General features: G+C 41.7%; 15 protein-coding genes. 10 read left to right on the forward strand and 5 right to left on the reverse strand.

Annotated features, from left to right (window positions below; genetic code table 11):
• The first annotated feature begins 310 nt into the window (after positions 1 to 310).
• From NBH16_RS04715 to NBH16_RS04755, 10 genes are all read left to right on the forward strand, one after another.
• On the forward strand, positions 311 to 523 hold the full coding sequence (locus tag NBH16_RS04715; protein WP_025814305.1) for a helix-turn-helix transcriptional regulator: 213 nt from the start codon (positions 311 to 313) through the stop codon (positions 521 to 523).
• Positions 524 to 531: 8 nt separating this feature from the next.
• The gene (locus NBH16_RS04720) at positions 532 to 5,286 is read left to right on the forward strand and encodes a hypothetical protein (RefSeq protein ID WP_008154627.1); all 4,755 of its coding nucleotides are present in this window, start codon (positions 532 to 534) and stop codon (positions 5,284 to 5,286) included.
• A gap of 11 nt (positions 5,287 to 5,297) precedes the next feature.
• Positions 5,298 to 7,118 (forward strand): hypothetical protein, encoded by a 1,821-nt coding sequence (locus NBH16_RS04725; protein ID WP_008154628.1) that lies wholly within the window; start codon positions 5,298 to 5,300, stop codon positions 7,116 to 7,118.
• A gap of 5 nt (positions 7,119 to 7,123) precedes the next feature.
• Entirely contained in the window at positions 7,124 to 8,269 is a 1,146-nt protein-coding gene (locus NBH16_RS04730) for a helix-turn-helix transcriptional regulator (RefSeq protein ID WP_008154629.1), read from the forward strand.
• 110 nt (positions 8,270 to 8,379) lie between these two features.
• Positions 8,380 to 8,508 carry a hypothetical protein gene (locus NBH16_RS23270; protein WP_255055781.1) on the forward strand — a complete coding sequence of 43 codons (129 nt, stop codon included), beginning with the start codon at positions 8,380 to 8,382 and terminating at the stop codon, positions 8,506 to 8,508.
• Between the two features lie 109 nt (positions 8,509 to 8,617).
• Complete coding sequence (locus tag NBH16_RS04735; RefSeq protein WP_008154630.1) at positions 8,618 to 9,034, forward strand: hypothetical protein; 417 nt, start codon at positions 8,618 to 8,620, stop codon at positions 9,032 to 9,034.
• A gap of 193 nt (positions 9,035 to 9,227) precedes the next feature.
• Entirely contained in the window at positions 9,228 to 9,671 is a 444-nt protein-coding gene (locus NBH16_RS04740) for a hypothetical protein (protein ID WP_008154632.1), read from the forward strand.
• A gap of 61 nt (positions 9,672 to 9,732) precedes the next feature.
• Positions 9,733 to 10,239, forward strand: coding sequence for a hypothetical protein (locus tag NBH16_RS04745; RefSeq protein ID WP_008154633.1), 507 nt, complete (start codon positions 9,733 to 9,735; stop codon positions 10,237 to 10,239).
• 3 nt (positions 10,240 to 10,242) lie between these two features.
• A complete protein-coding gene (locus tag NBH16_RS04750) occupies positions 10,243 to 12,306 on the forward strand; it encodes an AAA family ATPase (protein ID WP_008154634.1) in 2,064 nt (687 codons plus the stop codon).
• 230 nt (positions 12,307 to 12,536) lie between these two features.
• On the forward strand, positions 12,537 to 12,944 hold the full coding sequence (locus tag NBH16_RS04755; protein WP_370016474.1) for a tyrosine-type recombinase/integrase: 408 nt from the start codon (positions 12,537 to 12,539) through the stop codon (positions 12,942 to 12,944).
• Positions 12,945 to 12,955: 11 nt separating this feature from the next.
• On the opposite strand, the gene NBH16_RS04760 is transcribed toward NBH16_RS04755, so the two are convergent.
• From NBH16_RS04760 to NBH16_RS04780, 5 genes are all read right to left on the reverse strand, one after another.
• The gene (locus NBH16_RS04760; RefSeq protein ID WP_005864692.1) at positions 12,956 to 13,441 is read right to left on the reverse strand and encodes a hypothetical protein; all 486 of its coding nucleotides are present in this window, start codon (positions 13,439 to 13,441) and stop codon (positions 12,956 to 12,958) included.
• 24 nt (positions 13,442 to 13,465) lie between these two features.
• Entirely contained in the window at positions 13,466 to 14,674 is a 1,209-nt protein-coding gene (locus NBH16_RS04765) for a relaxase/mobilization nuclease domain-containing protein (protein WP_008154639.1), read from the reverse strand.
• A 12-nt stretch (positions 14,675 to 14,686) separates the two neighbouring features.
• Entirely contained in the window at positions 14,687 to 15,070 is a 384-nt protein-coding gene (locus NBH16_RS04770) for a plasmid mobilization protein (protein ID WP_008154640.1), read from the reverse strand.
• A 414-nt stretch (positions 15,071 to 15,484) separates the two neighbouring features.
• Entirely contained in the window at positions 15,485 to 16,039 is a 555-nt protein-coding gene (locus NBH16_RS04775) for a MarR family winged helix-turn-helix transcriptional regulator (protein ID WP_008154642.1), read from the reverse strand.
• A gap of 12 nt (positions 16,040 to 16,051) precedes the next feature.
• A complete protein-coding gene (locus tag NBH16_RS04780) occupies positions 16,052 to 17,059 on the reverse strand; it encodes a DUF6371 domain-containing protein (RefSeq protein ID WP_008154644.1) in 1,008 nt (335 codons plus the stop codon).
• Between the last annotated feature and the right edge of the window lie 98 nt (positions 17,060 to 17,157).

Raw genomic sequence — 17,157 nt, forward strand, 5'->3', positions numbered from 1 at the left:
TAATACCATAAATTGCAGTTGATTTAGCACAAGAGACTCTTACGCATGGATAGAGGTCGTTTTACCACACCCATCTTAACACTGTTGATAAATGTTTTATTAAGGGGTGAGCAAGGATGGATGTGATATATTTTCACACATATGTGGATAAACACGTTAATATTAAAGCGCATCCTGTAATTTCCATCAATTTATTGTGTATTTCGGTAGTTAATGTTAAATTGCCACTCCAAATTGAAGAAAACTACATATTATTTCTTTTATTAAGATGTAATTTAGTAAATTTGTGTTCAACGTTAATTTATTAAATATGGAAAATCCCCAAAAACTAAATCGACTGAAAGCAGTTCTCGCAGACGCAGGTCAAACAAACAAGTGGCTTGCTGAGCAACTTGGCAAGGATCCTGTTACCGTCAGCAAATGGTGCACGAATACCTCACAACCAGACTTGCAGACGTTAGCAAAGATTTCAGATTTGCTTAAGGTTAATATTAGAGAACTTTTGGTTGAACGCAATAATTGATAAATGTTATGAGCAAAATATCAGAACACATATTTGGACTATACAGTCAATTGGTTGGAGACGAAATACAACCAATTGACGAAAATGTAGTTGATGAGGCGATGGGCGTAATCAATAAAATAAATGTCACAGATGATAATTCACTCTTTTATTTTCTATCTGCTATTAATTTACTCAATGCTGCTATTAAAACAGAAAAATATAAATCCAGATTGTTTTATGAATTCATAAAAACAAGAGTTTCTGCAGTTGCAGATTGTGTACTAAAGAATGCAACAAGTTTCTATGATTCAAAACTATATTATGATAAGAACCAAAAATGCCTGTATTTTGAAGTATACGGGGTTATTTTTAGTTTTCATCAAATAAAGGAGACAAAACAGATTTTGATAGTAGCTGCTAATAACCCACCTATCACATGGACTGGGGTTAGGTTACAAAGGATTGCCCAAAACATTTTTTTATTTGCAAAAGAACAATTAAATACTATTCAGATGCAAGATCAAAGTCCATCTATTGCCCCAATAAAAGAATCAAAAAATACGGAGTTATTGAACAAACTTGTCGAATGTCCAGATTGTGGAAAAAAAATATCAAAATCCGCATTTATTTGTCCTAATTGCGGCCATATTCCTCTGTACAATATTATAACTAATAGCTATAAGGTTGGCGACAAGGTTCAAATATCCTTTAACACAAATAAAGTGTCTGGTGAAATCGTTAACCTGACACCGGTTTTTGCAACAATCAAAAAAAGGGACGAAACTATAATAACGGTTCGTCAAACTTCCATAGATAGTATTCAAAATATTTTAACCACAACTGAGGTAGAAAATAATTTCAGAGATGCAGATAGTTTGTCTTCTCAGAAAGTGCTTGATATCTTTGATCTATTATTGTTAAAAATATTTCCAATTTTATCCATAAACAATAGGACGCTAATACCTACTAATGCAACTATCGTAGATATTAATGACAATGGTATAAATATAACAACTGATTCTGGATTATCGGAGACGTTAAGAGGGAATTTTGTCAATTTCAAGAAAAAAAGTTGCGCTCCTGGTTCTCGCTTATATTGCAACAGGATTAATGAGAATTCAACTATGTTTTCATTAATTGAAACATCATACCATGATGTAATGAATCTTTTTAGAAAAGCTCTTGTATATCGCAAAGGAGTTACAGCTAAAAGAAAAAAAACAATGCTTGCTGTTTTGAAGTTCATGATGGATGAAATGACTTCCAAAAAGGAAGCTTATATAGAAATAGAGAAATTCCAAAAAATTATCCTTTCGTATGTAGGAACAGATCCAGATATTTTTGATGATGAAGCGGAAGAATATGACAAATCAACCAATACCCCTGAAGATCAGTCTATAAAAGCCATCCATCCAACAAATGTAGAACTATACAAAACCGAGTCGGAAAAAATATTAGAGAATGGAGGCCTTCAACTAAAAGTAATGGGCAAGGTCGATTTAGATAGTATTCCATATAGTAAAAGAACAAGATTTCCAAAAATCATAGAGACTTCTCACACAGATAATGATTCATCGCAAAGAAAATTGGTTAAGCCTACAATTTTATTTTCAAATGAAGTAACGGCTTTCCTAAGCAAAAAAATGCCAAACTTGAACGAATCAAAGTGTAAGCAATTAGAGAAGGAACTGGATACTTTAATTCGAAATGGACAGAAAGAAGAATGTCTTAAACGTTCTTATCAAATTATAAACACAAGTCGTCCAACCCCTAAATACTTAAGAAGTTATCTTGATAGAATTGTGAATACAGAGATTGCATTAAATCATACAACTGAAGCTTTGCAATCCCTTGCATATCTTATTGTTCTAACTGAACAACAGAGTGACGTTAATGTAAATAGCATTGGCCATTTGTATATAACAATGGCAAGATTGTATCAGAAAGATAATAATAGAGAAGAGGCATTAAAAGCAATATTATATGCAGAAAGTGTTAAACCCAATAATAATGCCATCACAAAGCTAAAAGAGTCCATTCAAAGGATGGATTCCAATGATATCAATAATCCAGATTCTTCAAGCGATAGTATCAGCAAAATGCTTCTTGAGGATGTGTGCCAAGAGGCTAAACGGCAGGAACTACTTCCTTCGAATGAAATAATTCCTGCCGAACAACTGTTTGGTAGAGCTCAAAACAAACGCAATGACGACACGGAATCATTTGAGGGTAAGGCTCAGTTATTTTTAGAGGCAGCTGGTGCTTATTATAACACCAAACAGACATCTTCAATTATGTATAAGATTTCTGTTGCTAACTATGCAAGAATGAAAGGGCATGGAATGTATGCTCGATTTGCCAACTTAATAAGAAACAATACTGGTGAATTTGCAGAATTACAAGCTCTTTGTGATTGCGCTTGTAGCTATTATATTGAAGCTCTAGGTATATTTAATAGTTTAGGAGAGAAAAATCACCTCCAAGAATTACTATTAAAGTATTTACAATTACATTTCGTTATTTCGCAATTAGAAGGAGGAAAAACTCCCGACTCTGATTGGGAAGATTGGACTTTAAAGGCAAAATTGCAAGAAATTTTGTTTGGGGATAGCAATGAAGAACAAAAAGTGTTCTTCCGATCATGTATCGCAATAGGAGCATCATCTGAAAATTCGTGGAACACTTTAAGTGGTTCACCAGACGGACTTATGCCGATGTTCTCTGCTTTCAGAGATGATGATAATCTTAGAAAAAAATGTTGTAATCTAATTAATTCAATAGAAAATGCGAATGTTGACAGTAAATTAACTTCGGGTACATTCTTAAAGAGAATTATTCAGCATCGTCGAACAAGAATCACGAAACTTGAAACGTGTCTTCATGATTGCCTAGAATGGAAATTTGACCAATTTGACATAACAACTTTCGTTTCATTATGGAATTCGGTACTAGAGCACTCGGCCTTAATGACAAATACTGATACAAATTCTCAAAACATCGTTAAAGAGGTTCTAAATACTCTCGCTAATTATGCTGGACATAGAGAGAATGAAAGATATAGAAGCTTAGTTACATCTCAGCAAATTCTTCTCAATGGTCAGAAATCAATTACAGAAACGACCACAAATTATGGTAGAACATTCTTTTCTCACTTGTTTAACAATTGGCTGGAGGAAATCGGGCGACAAATCAAAGAAAAAGAAGCACGAACATTGCCTGTCTTGAGTATTTCTTGCGAACCTGCTTTTATCACTAAAGATCTTAGTGGTAATGGCTGTATCAGCATTGTTGTAACAAATAATGGTGACTCTACTGCTGAATCTTTCGTTGTTACCGCATCAATTAATGGCAAAAAATACAGTATAACTCATAATGAAGAGTTATCCGCAGGAGATTGCTGTGGAGAGAGATTTATTTCTCCTGACTTCTATGAAATCATATCTGCCAATGTGAAGTTCGATTTAGTAGCTAAATATCAAGGTAAGGAATTACAACCAAGAGAATATGAAGCTACATATGAAGTGGAAAATGAGGATGTGCTGTCGGACGAAATTGATATTCCTTGGACAATATCCAACACTCCAGAGGAACACATATTTAAAGGTCGCGAGAAAGAGTTGAGGACATTGATCGATCACTATTTGTCAAAAGATCGTTCTTTGACTTATATTCTTTATGGATTAACTCGTACAGGTAAATCTTCAATTTTGGATTATCTGAGAAATCGAATTGATGGTCAGATATTAAAAGAAGACTCTTCTAAACACATTTTAGCTTTCAAATGGTATTTAAACGAATTCCCATACAAGAATTCGACCTCTGCCCAATTTTGGACTTGGGCTTTGGAAACGAATATATATGACAAGTTAACAGATGAATTGGCCGATAAAGTTGAAGCAGCCTATGGTGAAGATGGTCTTCCTCCTGCAGAAAGTCTTTCGCAAATTGATTTTTGTAAGGTAATCGATGTCCTTAACGAGAATAATGTTATTCCGCTTGTTACAATAGACGAGTTCTCATTTGTTCGACTTATGCTCAAGGAGGGTTTAATAGATGCGACATTTATTTCTACATTAAGAAATTTGGCGTTGACTGGAAAAGCTTGCTTTGTTTACTCTGGTACCTACGATATAAAGGAACTTCCAAAGGAAAAAGAGTATATTGCAGGTCAAATGAATAATACTTTGCCAATGCCTATTAACCAAATTGAGGAGCAATATGCAAATGAATTAATCGATGCATGTCCTAAAATAATATTTGACGAAAGGGCAAAAGCTTATATCCGCGCTTTGTCTGGTTGTGTGCCATATTGGATTCAATGGATATGCTTAGCATGTGGTAAGTATGCTGTCGCTAGCAAACATAGACATTTAGGATTCAATGAGGTTAATGATGTGGTTAGAGTATTAACCGGTGAAGTACAACCTGGTAAAGGAGATACTTGGGAGTCTTTGGATGAAACTAATTTCCATAATAATCAGATTGATCCGGAAAATATTGCCGAGCATCAATTGATTTCATCTATTTCCTACCTTAATAGAGAAAGTACTCAAATTGAACGCGGCATAAGTATGGATGAACTTAAACGCTTATGGGATAAGTATTCTGTAAATGAAGAAAGACGACTCAATATGACAAGAGCTTTGGTGAGTTTAAAAGATAAGAAGATACTATATTCATTTACAGATGAAGGTAGAGAGGTGTATCGTTTGAGCGTTGACTTGTTTAGACGTTGGTGGTTTGTTCACCATAGAGATTTAGATTTAGAATTTTCACTTTAACAATCAATAATATGGAACCTTTCATTGTAGGTATTGATATTACCTCTACAAAAGATTTGTTTGGTAGAAATAGAGAAATCGAGACATTGATTTCATGTGCCAAAAGAAAAGGAAACGCAGGAATAATTGGCGCCAGACGTTTTGGTAAGACTTGCTTAATGAAGTCTTTGGAAACATATTTGGTTAACAATAGTAGTATTGGGGCTTACCCTTTGTATTTTGATGTAAAAACTCAATGTGGAGTTAAGAAAAATACTCCTGCTGTATATAGATCTATGGCTTCGCTTCTTGCATCAAAAATGTGTTTGGATAATTTGTTGCCAGAAGGGGAGCTGAAAATATCTAGAAGATGTTCTTTAGATATTTCTTGCGATGAACTCGACATGCGAGTACAAATGGAAGAATGGAATCCTGAATATCAAAAGCAAGTGCTATTTACACTTGCAAACAGCCTTGCAAAGAACAACAAATATTTGTTGTTGCTTCTTGATGAAATTGATTATCTCCTTTTAGAGGCATTTGATACTCCGTCTGACTTTTCAAGAATAAGAGGTGCTGCTACTTCTCCAGAGTCTAATCTGAAATTTTGGATTGCCGGAACCTCAACATGGAGTGCAATATGCACGAGTGTAGGCTCTCCAGAACTTAATTGTGGATTGGAGAATGTGACGATTACTTCAACATCAAAGGAGGACTTCACCTCTCTTTGGCAACATGAATGCTCTTTGATTGAAGAAACTTTCTTAAGACAACAGTATTTGGATTTATTGTCTCCTTTGTTTCAGAAGACAGGAGGCGTTCCATATTATGCTAAGTTTGTAGCTTCTCATATGTATACCAATAGAAAGGTTGCTCTGCCTGAATATGATGTAATTCGAGATTATTTATGTGAGATAATTAATAATCGGTTTGTATCTGAAGCAGAGCGTTCCACAATGTTCTTACTTTCAAAAGGACCTAAGAATTTTGAAGGAACTATACCAGACGGAATAACGAGTTTAAGGTCTAAGGGTCTTGTAAATAGCATTTCTGAATCGACCTTTTATTTGCCGATTGGGTATTTGGAAGATTATTTGCGTGCATGTAGCCATGACAAGGAAGTTGTGGATGTTGATTCCATAGAGCAAGAAGAACTAAATGAGCTAGTAGGTCAAATAGAAAGATTGCGAGTTGGCGTAAATAAACGGTATATTAATGTTCATGAGGTATTTATTCCTTCTCACGAAGATCCAATCGAATTTGGAATCTTAAGAAAGCGATGCTATGATGAAGCTTCAATGGATGCATTTTCGGGATCGTTGTATAAATTATACTATGAAGGAAGTAATAACGGAAACAATCTTCCTGATAAATCGTCCGAATTCGCTAATTTAACTCGTGCATTAAGGCATCTATATAATCATAGAGAATGTGTTCCTTCGACAATGCCGGAGGAGCGTTTATTGATGATTGTCAATAATGGTAGTCGCCCGATTTATGATTATGAGTTCGCGAAGATGCAAGTTAGAATTCTACAATTATGTCGAGATGAATTATGTGGCATGCAAGTTCCAACTTCTCCTTCTCGCACTAATACAAATACCTTTACAACTGGGTCGGACAGCAGTTCTGCTTTAAGAGGAAAAATTAATGGTGACAGAAACAGAATTCTTGTAGATAATCATCCTGTATACATTATTGACAATAGAAAGGGATTTGCACCAAACAATTCCCCTCGAGAATACGACTATTCTGAAAGAGAGGAGGTTTTGTTTGAATTAAAAGAAGGAACGAATCCAAAAACGGGAAAGCCTATCTTTTTTGCAATAAACGTAAGACCGGCAAATGATTAATAATCATGCAACGCAAGAACCTCTTTGACGGAGATAGCTATAAGGCACAATTTGCTTTGATAACCTATCGGTGGCTTATGAGTCACCGATGGGTTAGTTATGCAGATATCATGGCTGATTATATTGGTGTGACAACAAAAGAACTTCCTGCTAATTTGTCAAATTGCGATGGGTATGGCGAGTTGAAGAAGGTGGTTGGCACACTAAAGAAAGCTATAGCCGATAAGCTTGAAAAGGACGTTGGCGAATGCTTTGAGGAAGAAGGCAACAACCGCAATAAGCGCTTTCGATACGTTGGTAAGGATGATGATCCACTTGCAGACATGCGTAATGCCAAGGTCATCAATAATCTTCGTCAGTACTGGAAGTTTTGCCAGGACTCTGCTGGATTCTTCCCTAAATCGTGGTTGGAGTACTTCTTCCATGATTGTCAGGATTTGCTCGACATGAAGGCTAAGCGCCGGAAAGGTGAGCAGGTGATAAGTTCAAGCCTTGACCGAATATTAACCAATATAGAATATCTCCCTCAGCTCTATGAAGCTATTACCAACAAAACGGTGATGGAGATAGAATATAAGCCATACGACAATGAACAAGTAACCTTACTATTTCATCCGCATTACTTGAAAGAGTACAATGGACGATGGCATTTATTCGGTCATGCAGAAGGTAGAGAACCGGAATTCGGGTACAACATTGCTCTTGACCGCATACAAGAGAAACCTCGTGAGAGGAGTAAGGTGGACTATGTTCCTGCACCGGAGCACTATTATGATGAGTTCTTCAAGGACATCGTGGGCGTGAGCCACATGAAGGAGCACCCGAACAAAGAACACATCGTTATACGCGCGCACGAACATTATATATTTAAATTAATAGACACAAAGCCTCTGCATCATTCATACGAGGTTGTGAAGCCTTACGGATTATACGAAGATGGAGAGTATGCTGAGTTCTCTGTTGATGTAGAGATGAACAACGAGTTTATTGGTCGTGTTCTCCAGATGGGTGCAGGACTCGAAGTTATGTCACCGCCAAGGATACGTAAGATCTTCGCGACAAGAGTGAAAGACATAGTTTCACACTACCTTGAACCTGGAGAGAAACTTCAACGAATGGTTCCAAATACGGAGGAACCATTAGAATCATAAGTTCTTGATTTTATCACAAGAATAGTTATTACCTTTGCAGAGTCAAACTTCGAAAACCGCCACGAAGTTGACGCTGCAATTCGTTGGTGGAAACCTAAAACTGATCGCAAATGGAAACACAGCAATCTCCAAAAACAGAAACGCCCATGACAGAGAAAGATCGTTGGTTGCTCGCAGCAGCTATCTGCTCGGCAATCGGTACTGCTATTACTGTTTTTTCGCAGGAAAGAAGTAGTTGATCAGAGAGACAATGGTTCCAAAATGAGAGGAACTATTGTTCAGACAGAAACATTATTCAAATCCGAAATCAAGTAGTAATTTTGCACTCGAAATCAAAAACGGACGACTATGAAACAGATACCAAACAACAACAAGGCAACCATGAATAACAAGGTAACAGCAAAGCAGACAAAGAAGCAGAGGAAGGCAGAGGCAGATGCTCACAGAAGAACCAACAAGCGTTGGGAACGTGTTGAGACATCTAATCGCTATCGCAAGGCAGCTACCGAAGAGCTCTGCAATGTGACAACAAACAAGATTGAGATTGAGGTACTTGACGGCATCCTTCTCAACTTGAACATCAGAAGTAAGATGAAGCCTTCAAAAGTGCAGGACAGAATTCTCCGTCGCATCATAGAGAAACGTCAGGCACAGGCAAACCACAAGAAGCATGGTCGTTCAGAAGATTTCACCTCAATGCACATCACCCTTGCATGCACAAGCAAGTGCATGAAGGATATCAGAAAGAAAAGATACGCTGCATGAACTTTCAAAAATGAGTGTGATTGGTTCCAAAACGGAAGGAACCAATACTCATGTAAAAAAGCTTGCATGCCCTATACTAACATAGTAACTTTGCATCACAATTCCGAGAGAGTTGGTTTTGTTTATACATTATTTTATTATTACAAACAACAGAGGTGGCGGCCTATTCCGCTAAACAAAAACCAGATGTACGATGAACACATCACTCGCACTCATTGCCGCAAAGGCACTCCCAGCCCTCTCGGGTAGTTCTCTCACCTACAACGCAGAGAAGAACGTGTACCTCACCCTCGGTTACACCAGCGCAGCTGGCAACACCTACTACCGAGCAATCCGCCTCTCTGACCGATTGGCAGTTTACTACCACATCGGACAAGGTTACGCCCACACCTTCCTCAACGGCATCACGCTGTTTGCATGGAACGGACAGAAGGCAAACATCATTGCCCAGAAGTTCTGGGGCGGATGCAACTGGCGATGTTTCAACGAACGAAGCGCCAAGGAAGAGAGCATCCTCATGCTGAAGGACTTCCTGAAGGGACAAGCCAAGACAATGGGCAGCATGGTGGCAGAGAGTCAGCTCCTTGACTTCTCGCGAAGCATGATAGAGGCAACTCATCAGAAGTGCTTGGGCTAACCATCATGCCCAATCAAAGAGAGAACAAACAAAAATCACAAACCAAGAAAAACAAAACGACATGGCAAGCTTAACAAAAGCGATCAACAAAGATCTGTTCGACAGCATCCTGCCGACATTCGGAAACCAACGAGTTCATATTCCTGTATGGGACGAAGGACAGAAGATGTTCCTCTGCGAAGAGTACGAGAGCGCAAGCGGAAACCGCTACTACAAGGGCGTGAGGTTCTGCGACCGCATCGTAGTTGTCGAGAAGGTGGGACTCTACCACAACTGGACCTACATCGACGGCATCGAGGTTTACGCCTTCAACGGTACACGCCTTGAACTTGTTCAGAAGAGAGACTACGACAAGGTGCATCGCAACGAGGAGTTCATCCGAAAGGAATTAGAAATCATGGTGCGCAACTTCTTTGAAGGAGTACTCAAAGCCCAGAGAAGCTGCATGCCACAGGAAGAACTCGAAGAGAAGGCGAAAGGCATCATCGATGGATGCTACAAGAGTTTCCTCGACAGCGACTACAACACACGTCTCACCCAAATCCTCCCACAAATCGAACAGAAGTAGGACATGCAGAACACACAGATAGACCCACACAACCACGAACAGCAGCTTGCATACGAGCTTGTTGCCAACACAAACTCCAGTTTCTTCCTCACAGGTCGTGCTGGAACAGGTAAGACAACCTTTCTTCACAACGTACAGAAGTTGGTTGGAAAGCAGTTCATCACCCTTGCCCCAACAGGTGTGGCTGCCATCCTCGCCGGTGGCGACACAATACACTCCTTCTTTGGCTTGCCAATGGAGGTGTGTACGCCAGGAACATGCGGCAAGATGAACGAGGCAAAGATTCTGACGCTTTTACATGCAGACACGATCATCATCGATGAAGTGTCGATGGTAAGATGCGACATCATGGATGCCATCGACTACACCATGCGTAAGGCTCTGCGCAACAACATGCCTTTCGGCGGCAAGCAGATAATCTTCGTAGGCGACATGTTCCAGTTGCCACCGGTGGTGAAGCAAGGTCCTGAGAAGGATATGCTGAAGGATCTGTACCAAACGGATGACTTCTTCTTCTACAAATCAGACGCCATCAAGCGCATGCGACTCGTGAAGATTGAGTTCCGCAAGGTGTACCGTCAGGATGACGAACACTTCCTGCACATTTTGGAGAACGTGCGCCTGAACAAGGTAACACCAGAGAACATCATGCACCTCAACGATCGCGTTCACATTCCGACCGCAGAAGATGGTGCTGTCATCACGCTGGCTTCCATCAATAAGACGGCAGACAAGATCAACCTTCAGCGACTAGAGGAGATTGAGTCGGAGGAGTTCGTCTATGAAGGAACCATTGACGGCAAGTTCGAGGAAAAGAAGTTCCCGGTGGACATGAAGCTTCGCCTCAAGGTTGGTGCTCAGGTGATGTTCACTCGCAACGACCAGCAAAAACGATGGGCAAACGGCACTCTCGGCAAGGTGAGCAAACTCACTAAGGACGAAATCAGCGTGACGCTCAACAACGGCGAGACATACATTGTGCCATGCTGTTCATGGGAGTCGTACAGCTACGACTACAACAAGGAGGAGCGCAAGATGAAGAAGGAACTCATTGGTACATTCACCCAGTACCCTCTGAAACTTGCATGGGCAATCACCGTCCACAAGAGTCAGGGCATGACCTTCGACAAACTCTCGCTCGACCTCAGCCGTGGCATGTTCGCAGCAGGACAGCTCTACGTAGCTCTGAGCCGTGTTCGCAGCCTTGAAGGTCTGTACCTCTCGAAGAACGTCATACCTCAGTATGCTCATACGAGTCGTGAGGTGCTGACTTACGCAAGCGAGTACAACAACGAGCAACAGATTGGCAACGAGATAGAGAGCGGAAAAGCTGTCTATGGCGCACTCCAGCACAACGACTACGACGAAGCGGCACGTCAGTACCTGCTCCTCGTAGCGAAGAAGGCTGAGAACGGCGACATCAAAGAAGCCATGCAGCAAGCAAAACGCTTCCTTGACATACTCGTGTGCGACGAGCATCTCTATGGTTCGATAGAGTCGGTACCAGAGTGTCTGACAAAGGCAAGCCATTGGGCACCGAAATTCCTTGCTTCGTTGCTCTGCCTCTATGCAGAGAAGTACGAGGAAGCATTGGCGTACGCTAACGAGGTACTGGCAACACACCAATGTGCAGAAGCCATGTACATCAAGTCGCGTGCCTTGGCAAAACTCGAACGCTACACAGAAGCTGACGAGACCAACTGCCAGCTTGCGAACGTGTTCGAGATGGCAACACCAGACGCAAAGGTGCTCTTCATGATTGCCATGCTCAACGAGATGCACATTGGCGATCCAGGACTTGACTTGATGCGCAAACTGGTAGAGGCACGTCCAAAGTACGACCTTGGCATCCTTGCCCTTCGCACTTTGATGCAATGCCACAACCTAAAGCTTGACAAGCAGTCGGACAACAACTGCGAGTTGGTGGACCTCTTCAACTCAGACGCTACCGAGGAGGAGTTCCTTGCTCAGCTGAAGGTCTGCCGAGAGAAGGCACCAAAGGCTATCGCTTACTTGATTCGCAGAATCAAAAAGCAAGAATTCAACGAAGAACAGCCTGCAGCATAAAGCAGGTGGCTCTTCCAAACAAACAAAACCAGAAAAAGATGAAGACAAGAACTGCAAAACTGAGAGACATAGAGCAAGTGGGGTTCCCTATTGTGAAAGCTGCATTCAAGGGAAAGGATGGAAATGTGTACGTGGGTGCTATGATGGTTGATAGCGGTTCCGTACATTGCATACTCAACAAGTCGGTACTTTCATTGATCGACGAGTCAAGTGTAATAGACGGCAAGACCATGGACATACACTCAGTACAAGGAAAGGGTGTAAAGTGCCAGGGTGTATCATTCAACTTCAAGATAGGATGCGGAGAGTACGATACATTCTATGTCAACAACACTATCGACTTCAATGCCATGTTTGATGGCGTGTTGATTGGTAACGACGAGCATCCAACAGAACCATGCACATACCGCAACTACTACAACAGTTTGATGGCGAAACTCGACATCCCTAAATTGAAATATCACGGCCTGCGCCATAGCTTTGCCACCCGTTGCATTGAAGCCGGATGCGACTATAAAACTGTCAGCGTATTGTTAGGTCATTCCAACATTTCAACCACGCTCAACCTTTACGTTCATCCTAACATGGAGCAGAAGAAGCGTTGCATTACCAAGATGTTCAAATCATTGGGCAAGTAAAAGTGTGTAACTCATCTTTTATATATAGCCCATAAAATTACGGCAAGATAACTAATCGCCAGTACGACCAAAGTAAATATAAGCCAAGAGGTGGAAAGCCAAACGCCTTCATTGTTCTGGAGGTGTTTGGCCATTTTGTCACTATGCCTTTCCAATAGATCTTCTTCGGCCTTAATATGTCGGACTGTGCATTGATGCACTTTTGCCAACTCATCTGTGCTGATTTTGGCACGGAAAACTATATTTTGTTCCGCTTTGACAATAGCACGGCAAATGCCTGAAATAATGTTGTCGGCACTATCCGTAGCTGTTTTGAGCGCAAAAGTAACTTCTTCCATTTTGCGGGTAGCGGCTTCCAATTCTAAACGTACATCCTTTAGTTCTTTAATTTTCTGTTCAAGTTTACTTTCTTCTTGGGCTACTTTGTTTTCATTGCCTACACCTTCTATAAGGCCGTCAATGTCTATCTTGTCAGATTTCCCTTTTCCTATTCCCATATTCATTGATTTTGAGTGAAACAATTATCTGTGTAAACCCCTCCTGCGCTTGCAAAGATGATTAGCCATTTGAGCGCATCGCCTTGCCCATTCGCGTTCATCCTCATCTTTATCCTTTCCCCAACCGCTCATGTCAGAACCTCCGCCGCCACTGGATGCAGCCATGCTCGTTGCACCGTCAAGGTATTCAGCAAAAAGGAGCAAGGCGGTTTTCTGTACATCTTCTATAGTTGCTAAGGGATTGTCATCCGGCACGGAACATTCCTTGCAGATGATTTCGTCCGCTTCTTCCGGTATGGCCACATGGTAATGGTGATATTCATCCGTGGAAATGTCGTAGTGCTTAATAACTAGAGCCGGACGGTTTGTCTGTGGCATTTCAGTCGAAACGGTAGCTGGCCGTATTTTCTGTTCGGTATTTGGGATTAGCGAAGATTTCCGCTCTTCATGAAGCCTTGCCCATGTCGCTTCTATCTTTGAAGGCATGAGATGTCGGCCTTTACCGAGAATGGAGGATTTATAACTGGAGTTGCCCGACAGAATAGAATAGCCTCGTACATTCCCCTTGTCATCCTCTTGCAAGTGTATGCCGTAGCCGTGTGCTTTTAGTCCGGCCTCATAGCCTGACCAACTGAAATTCGGCAAGGAGCGAAGCACGTCCATGCAAGTGCCAGCAATCTCCAGCCTGCGTTTCTCGTAAATATCCTCCGGCTGTACCCATCCCCGCCGTTCATTGATAATGTACGCAGCCGACATTGCCCGTTCCGCTATTAAGTGGTCATCGTTGACTTTTCCATCCATGTCCACACGGTTCACATCTATGTGCAGATGAGGTATGCCACTCTTTGCATCATGATGGAGAGCAACTACATACTGGCTGTTCTTTACGTTGGTGGATTTCGCACTGGTACGTTTAGTCTTTTTCGAGAGGTCAATGGAATCGAATACTTGGATGTACTCGTTTGCCAATCTGACCCAATCGTCCAGCGTCCAGCCTGAGGATTCTTCCTTAGTTGGGGATATTTCCATTCTTATCACATTCCGTTTGAGCGGTCTGCCTTTGTTGATTGTATTGGCAAATTCTTTTTGCTTGAGTACCATACGTTGGTACATGGCTTCAGCCGATATGTCATCGGGCAGAAAGTTCACTTTCACGATCTCGGCCTTGTCCTTGTTGACCGAATAGCGGACGGCGTTTCCGCCGTGGCTGATGGTGGCCGCTTTTGCTATCATTTGGTTGGGAATTTATTGGGTGATGTATTCCTGAATTTCATTCCAACGGGCCATAAGGGGAATGGCTGCACGCATCCACTGCTCCACGAAACGGGTGTCTGCGAAGTATTGCGCCCGATGGCTGCCCTGTATGGACTTGACGGCTGCCGCTATTCGCATTAGTGCGCCCCGTGCATCAGAGAGACTGCAAAGGGCTTCCACCTCCTTGTCGGTAAGCCGCCGCCTCGGATGCTGCCCCAAAGCACATTTTCGAATATAGTCGCTCAAAGTCAAACCGCAGGTCTCGGCAAGTTCCACGGCTTTTGCGTATTCTTTTTCGGTCACTCTGGCCTCCAACCGCTTTGTGCGCTTTATATCCTTTTTCTTTTCGTCCTTGTTTTCTTCCGTTGTTGTCATATCTAATGATTTGTAATAAGGTGATACGATAAAATAAATAAAACTGGTCAGCCCGGTGCGAGCTTGCGAGCGGCTGTAACGGCTTATGTGGCATGGAAGCGCGGAGCGTTTTTGTGCGACATAGGCAATTCTTGTAACAGTCCTGACACGAACTTTGGATATATCATGACTCACAGAGCGGGCAGTTTGTCCGAAGTCTTTATAAACGTCTAAAACAAACGTACTCCGCTACATTCATTCCTCAAAAAAGTGCTTCCAACCGCTTCATAAGAACAAGTCCCAATTCCGCCATAAACCAACGCTTTTCCAAAAGGTCACAAAATGCAGCGTGAAAGGCCGTGTTTCGCATTGTAAAAAGCCATTTTTTGAAAGCCAATACACGGCATTTTGCAACGGTCTCGGTTTCATTAGGTTTTACGCTCCGTTTCCGTCATGAACATTATTGCCCAAAATAAGGGATAGAGACGGCTGTTCACTGTTACAACAGGCGGAGGTATCCGACTTTCCAATTCCATCATTTGGCGTATTGGCAGAGATACCATCTTTATCTATACCATTGTCGCCAATCTCTCCGACACAATGGTGCCGCTCTTTCACGCTCACGTAATACGGATTGAGTATCTTTTGATTGTCCGTATACCATGCCGACACACAATGCACGGTGTGTATGCTTGTGCGGTTGGTCTGTTCGGATGTGACAATCCCCAACTCGGCCATTTTGTCAAGTAACCTCGAAACAGTCTTCTTGTCATAGCCTAAACGGGTAGCCAATTCAACTTCCGAAAGGGCGGCTTGCCCGATATGCAATGTAACGGCAAAGCCTTTCTTTTCGTACTTCGTTTCCTTAATGACCACAGCGTCAATGAGGCATTTCAATACCTTCATGCGGTCGATGCCGTACTTGCTTCCTGCCAGAAAATCAAGCTGGCTGTCGGAAAGCACTATGCAATAATAAACGTCTTTCTTCATTTTCATTTCTATTTATTGTTCAACTAACTCTAACTGAAATTGGTCAATGAGCGTTTGCAAACTCGGACATCGCTTTATCATTTTTTGAAGCGTCATCATGGGAGTGTCCGCCATCAGCAGAAAGTCAGCTATATCTAATCCTTTTTCCCTTTGTTCGTTTGTAGCGCACTGCTCCAGTTTTTCACTGAAAACCACCTTAGAGCAAACGGAAGAAAGCAACTGCACTTTCTCCTGCCAAACCATTTTCGCTCCCAAATCAGGACAAAGAATTACGGCATGGTTCTTTAATACGCCAACGGTGTCAGCCTTGAAACAGCCGTGTATTCCTCCAGTTGCCAACCATACAAAATCAGGCATGAAGTGGCTGGCCACTAAAGCGGATTTCTCACTCTCCACAATGGCTACAGCTTTTGTTGGATAACCAGCTAAAAGATGTTCGCCAAACAAGCATTGCTTCATGTTAAAGTGTTCAAGTTCCAATTCCGTATGCACCCAACTCACATAGCTTCTCGGTTCTTTTACCCGATGTCCTGTTGTCGGATTATACAACATTATCTTTCCTGCTCGTACTTTTCCTTGTCGGTCAATCTGCCAGAACACCGTGGAGCCTCCCCATTTCTTGGATGTCCCGACACAGTATAATTTGAACAGCCGGGATGTTTCTTTCTCACCCAATACACCCGAAAGAAAGATGAATAACGGATTCAGTTCGTAGTTGGCAAGCGAGCGATGCATAATGTCACGATCAATGTAATCTGTTGGCTTGGGCTGCATAACTTTTGCTTGTGACTTCCACGACTTCCTTTCTTCCAATGCAACGGGATTATCCTTGAAATAATCCGATGGCTTGTAATGGTATTGGCACGAATGTTCATGGTCACATCTGCCTACATAATCGGGAAAGGCAATCTGCCCTTCCGTATCAACATATTTGACAAAGCATTGCTTCCTTCCGCATTTAGGACAGGTCAGCTTAGAGCCTCGCTTGTATTTTTGGAGCGTAAATCTGTATTCAGTCATAGTTCCTCCTTTTTTATAAATGCAGTTCGTGCAGTTTGCAGTTGTTGCAGTTTTGCAGGTTACCCATGTCTTCTGAACTGCAAACTGCAAATACTGCA

This window comes from Parabacteroides sp. Y3-G-102 (genome assembly GCF_023656845.1).
Lineage (GTDB): Bacteria > Bacteroidota > Bacteroidia > Bacteroidales > Tannerellaceae > Parabacteroides > Parabacteroides distasonis.

What these genes read in the sequence shown, in the direction of transcription:
- NBH16_RS04765 (WP_008154639.1), bottom strand. Translation starts at nt 14,674, where the DNA reads ATGATAGCAAAAGCGGCCACCATCAGCCACGGCGGAAACGCCGTCCGC.
- NBH16_RS04740 (WP_008154632.1), top strand. Translation starts at nt 9,228, where the DNA reads ATGAACACATCACTCGCACTCATTGCCGCAAAGGCACTCCCAGCCCTC.
- NBH16_RS04715 (WP_025814305.1), top strand. Translation starts at nt 311, where the DNA reads ATGGAAAATCCCCAAAAACTAAATCGACTGAAAGCAGTTCTCGCAGAC.
- NBH16_RS04730 (WP_008154629.1), top strand. Translation starts at nt 7,124, where the DNA reads ATGCAACGCAAGAACCTCTTTGACGGAGATAGCTATAAGGCACAATTT.
- NBH16_RS04725 (WP_008154628.1), top strand. Translation starts at nt 5,298, where the DNA reads ATGGAACCTTTCATTGTAGGTATTGATATTACCTCTACAAAAGATTTG.
- NBH16_RS04735 (WP_008154630.1), top strand. Translation starts at nt 8,618, where the DNA reads ATGAAACAGATACCAAACAACAACAAGGCAACCATGAATAACAAGGTA.
- NBH16_RS04780 (WP_008154644.1), bottom strand. Translation starts at nt 17,059, where the DNA reads ATGACTGAATACAGATTTACGCTCCAAAAATACAAGCGAGGCTCTAAG.
- NBH16_RS04750 (WP_008154634.1), top strand. Translation starts at nt 10,243, where the DNA reads ATGCAGAACACACAGATAGACCCACACAACCACGAACAGCAGCTTGCA.
- NBH16_RS04720 (WP_008154627.1), top strand. Translation starts at nt 532, where the DNA reads ATGAGCAAAATATCAGAACACATATTTGGACTATACAGTCAATTGGTT.
- NBH16_RS04775 (WP_008154642.1), bottom strand. Translation starts at nt 16,039, where the DNA reads ATGAAGAAAGACGTTTATTATTGCATAGTGCTTTCCGACAGCCAGCTT.
- NBH16_RS04755 (WP_370016474.1), top strand. Translation starts at nt 12,537, where the DNA reads ATGGACATACACTCAGTACAAGGAAAGGGTGTAAAGTGCCAGGGTGTA.
- NBH16_RS04770 (WP_008154640.1), bottom strand. Translation starts at nt 15,070, where the DNA reads ATGACAACAACGGAAGAAAACAAGGACGAAAAGAAAAAGGATATAAAG.
- NBH16_RS23270 (WP_255055781.1), top strand. Translation starts at nt 8,380, where the DNA reads ATGGAAACACAGCAATCTCCAAAAACAGAAACGCCCATGACAGAGAAA.
- NBH16_RS04745 (WP_008154633.1), top strand. Translation starts at nt 9,733, where the DNA reads ATGGCAAGCTTAACAAAAGCGATCAACAAAGATCTGTTCGACAGCATC.
- NBH16_RS04760 (WP_005864692.1), bottom strand. Translation starts at nt 13,441, where the DNA reads ATGGGAATAGGAAAAGGGAAATCTGACAAGATAGACATTGACGGCCTT.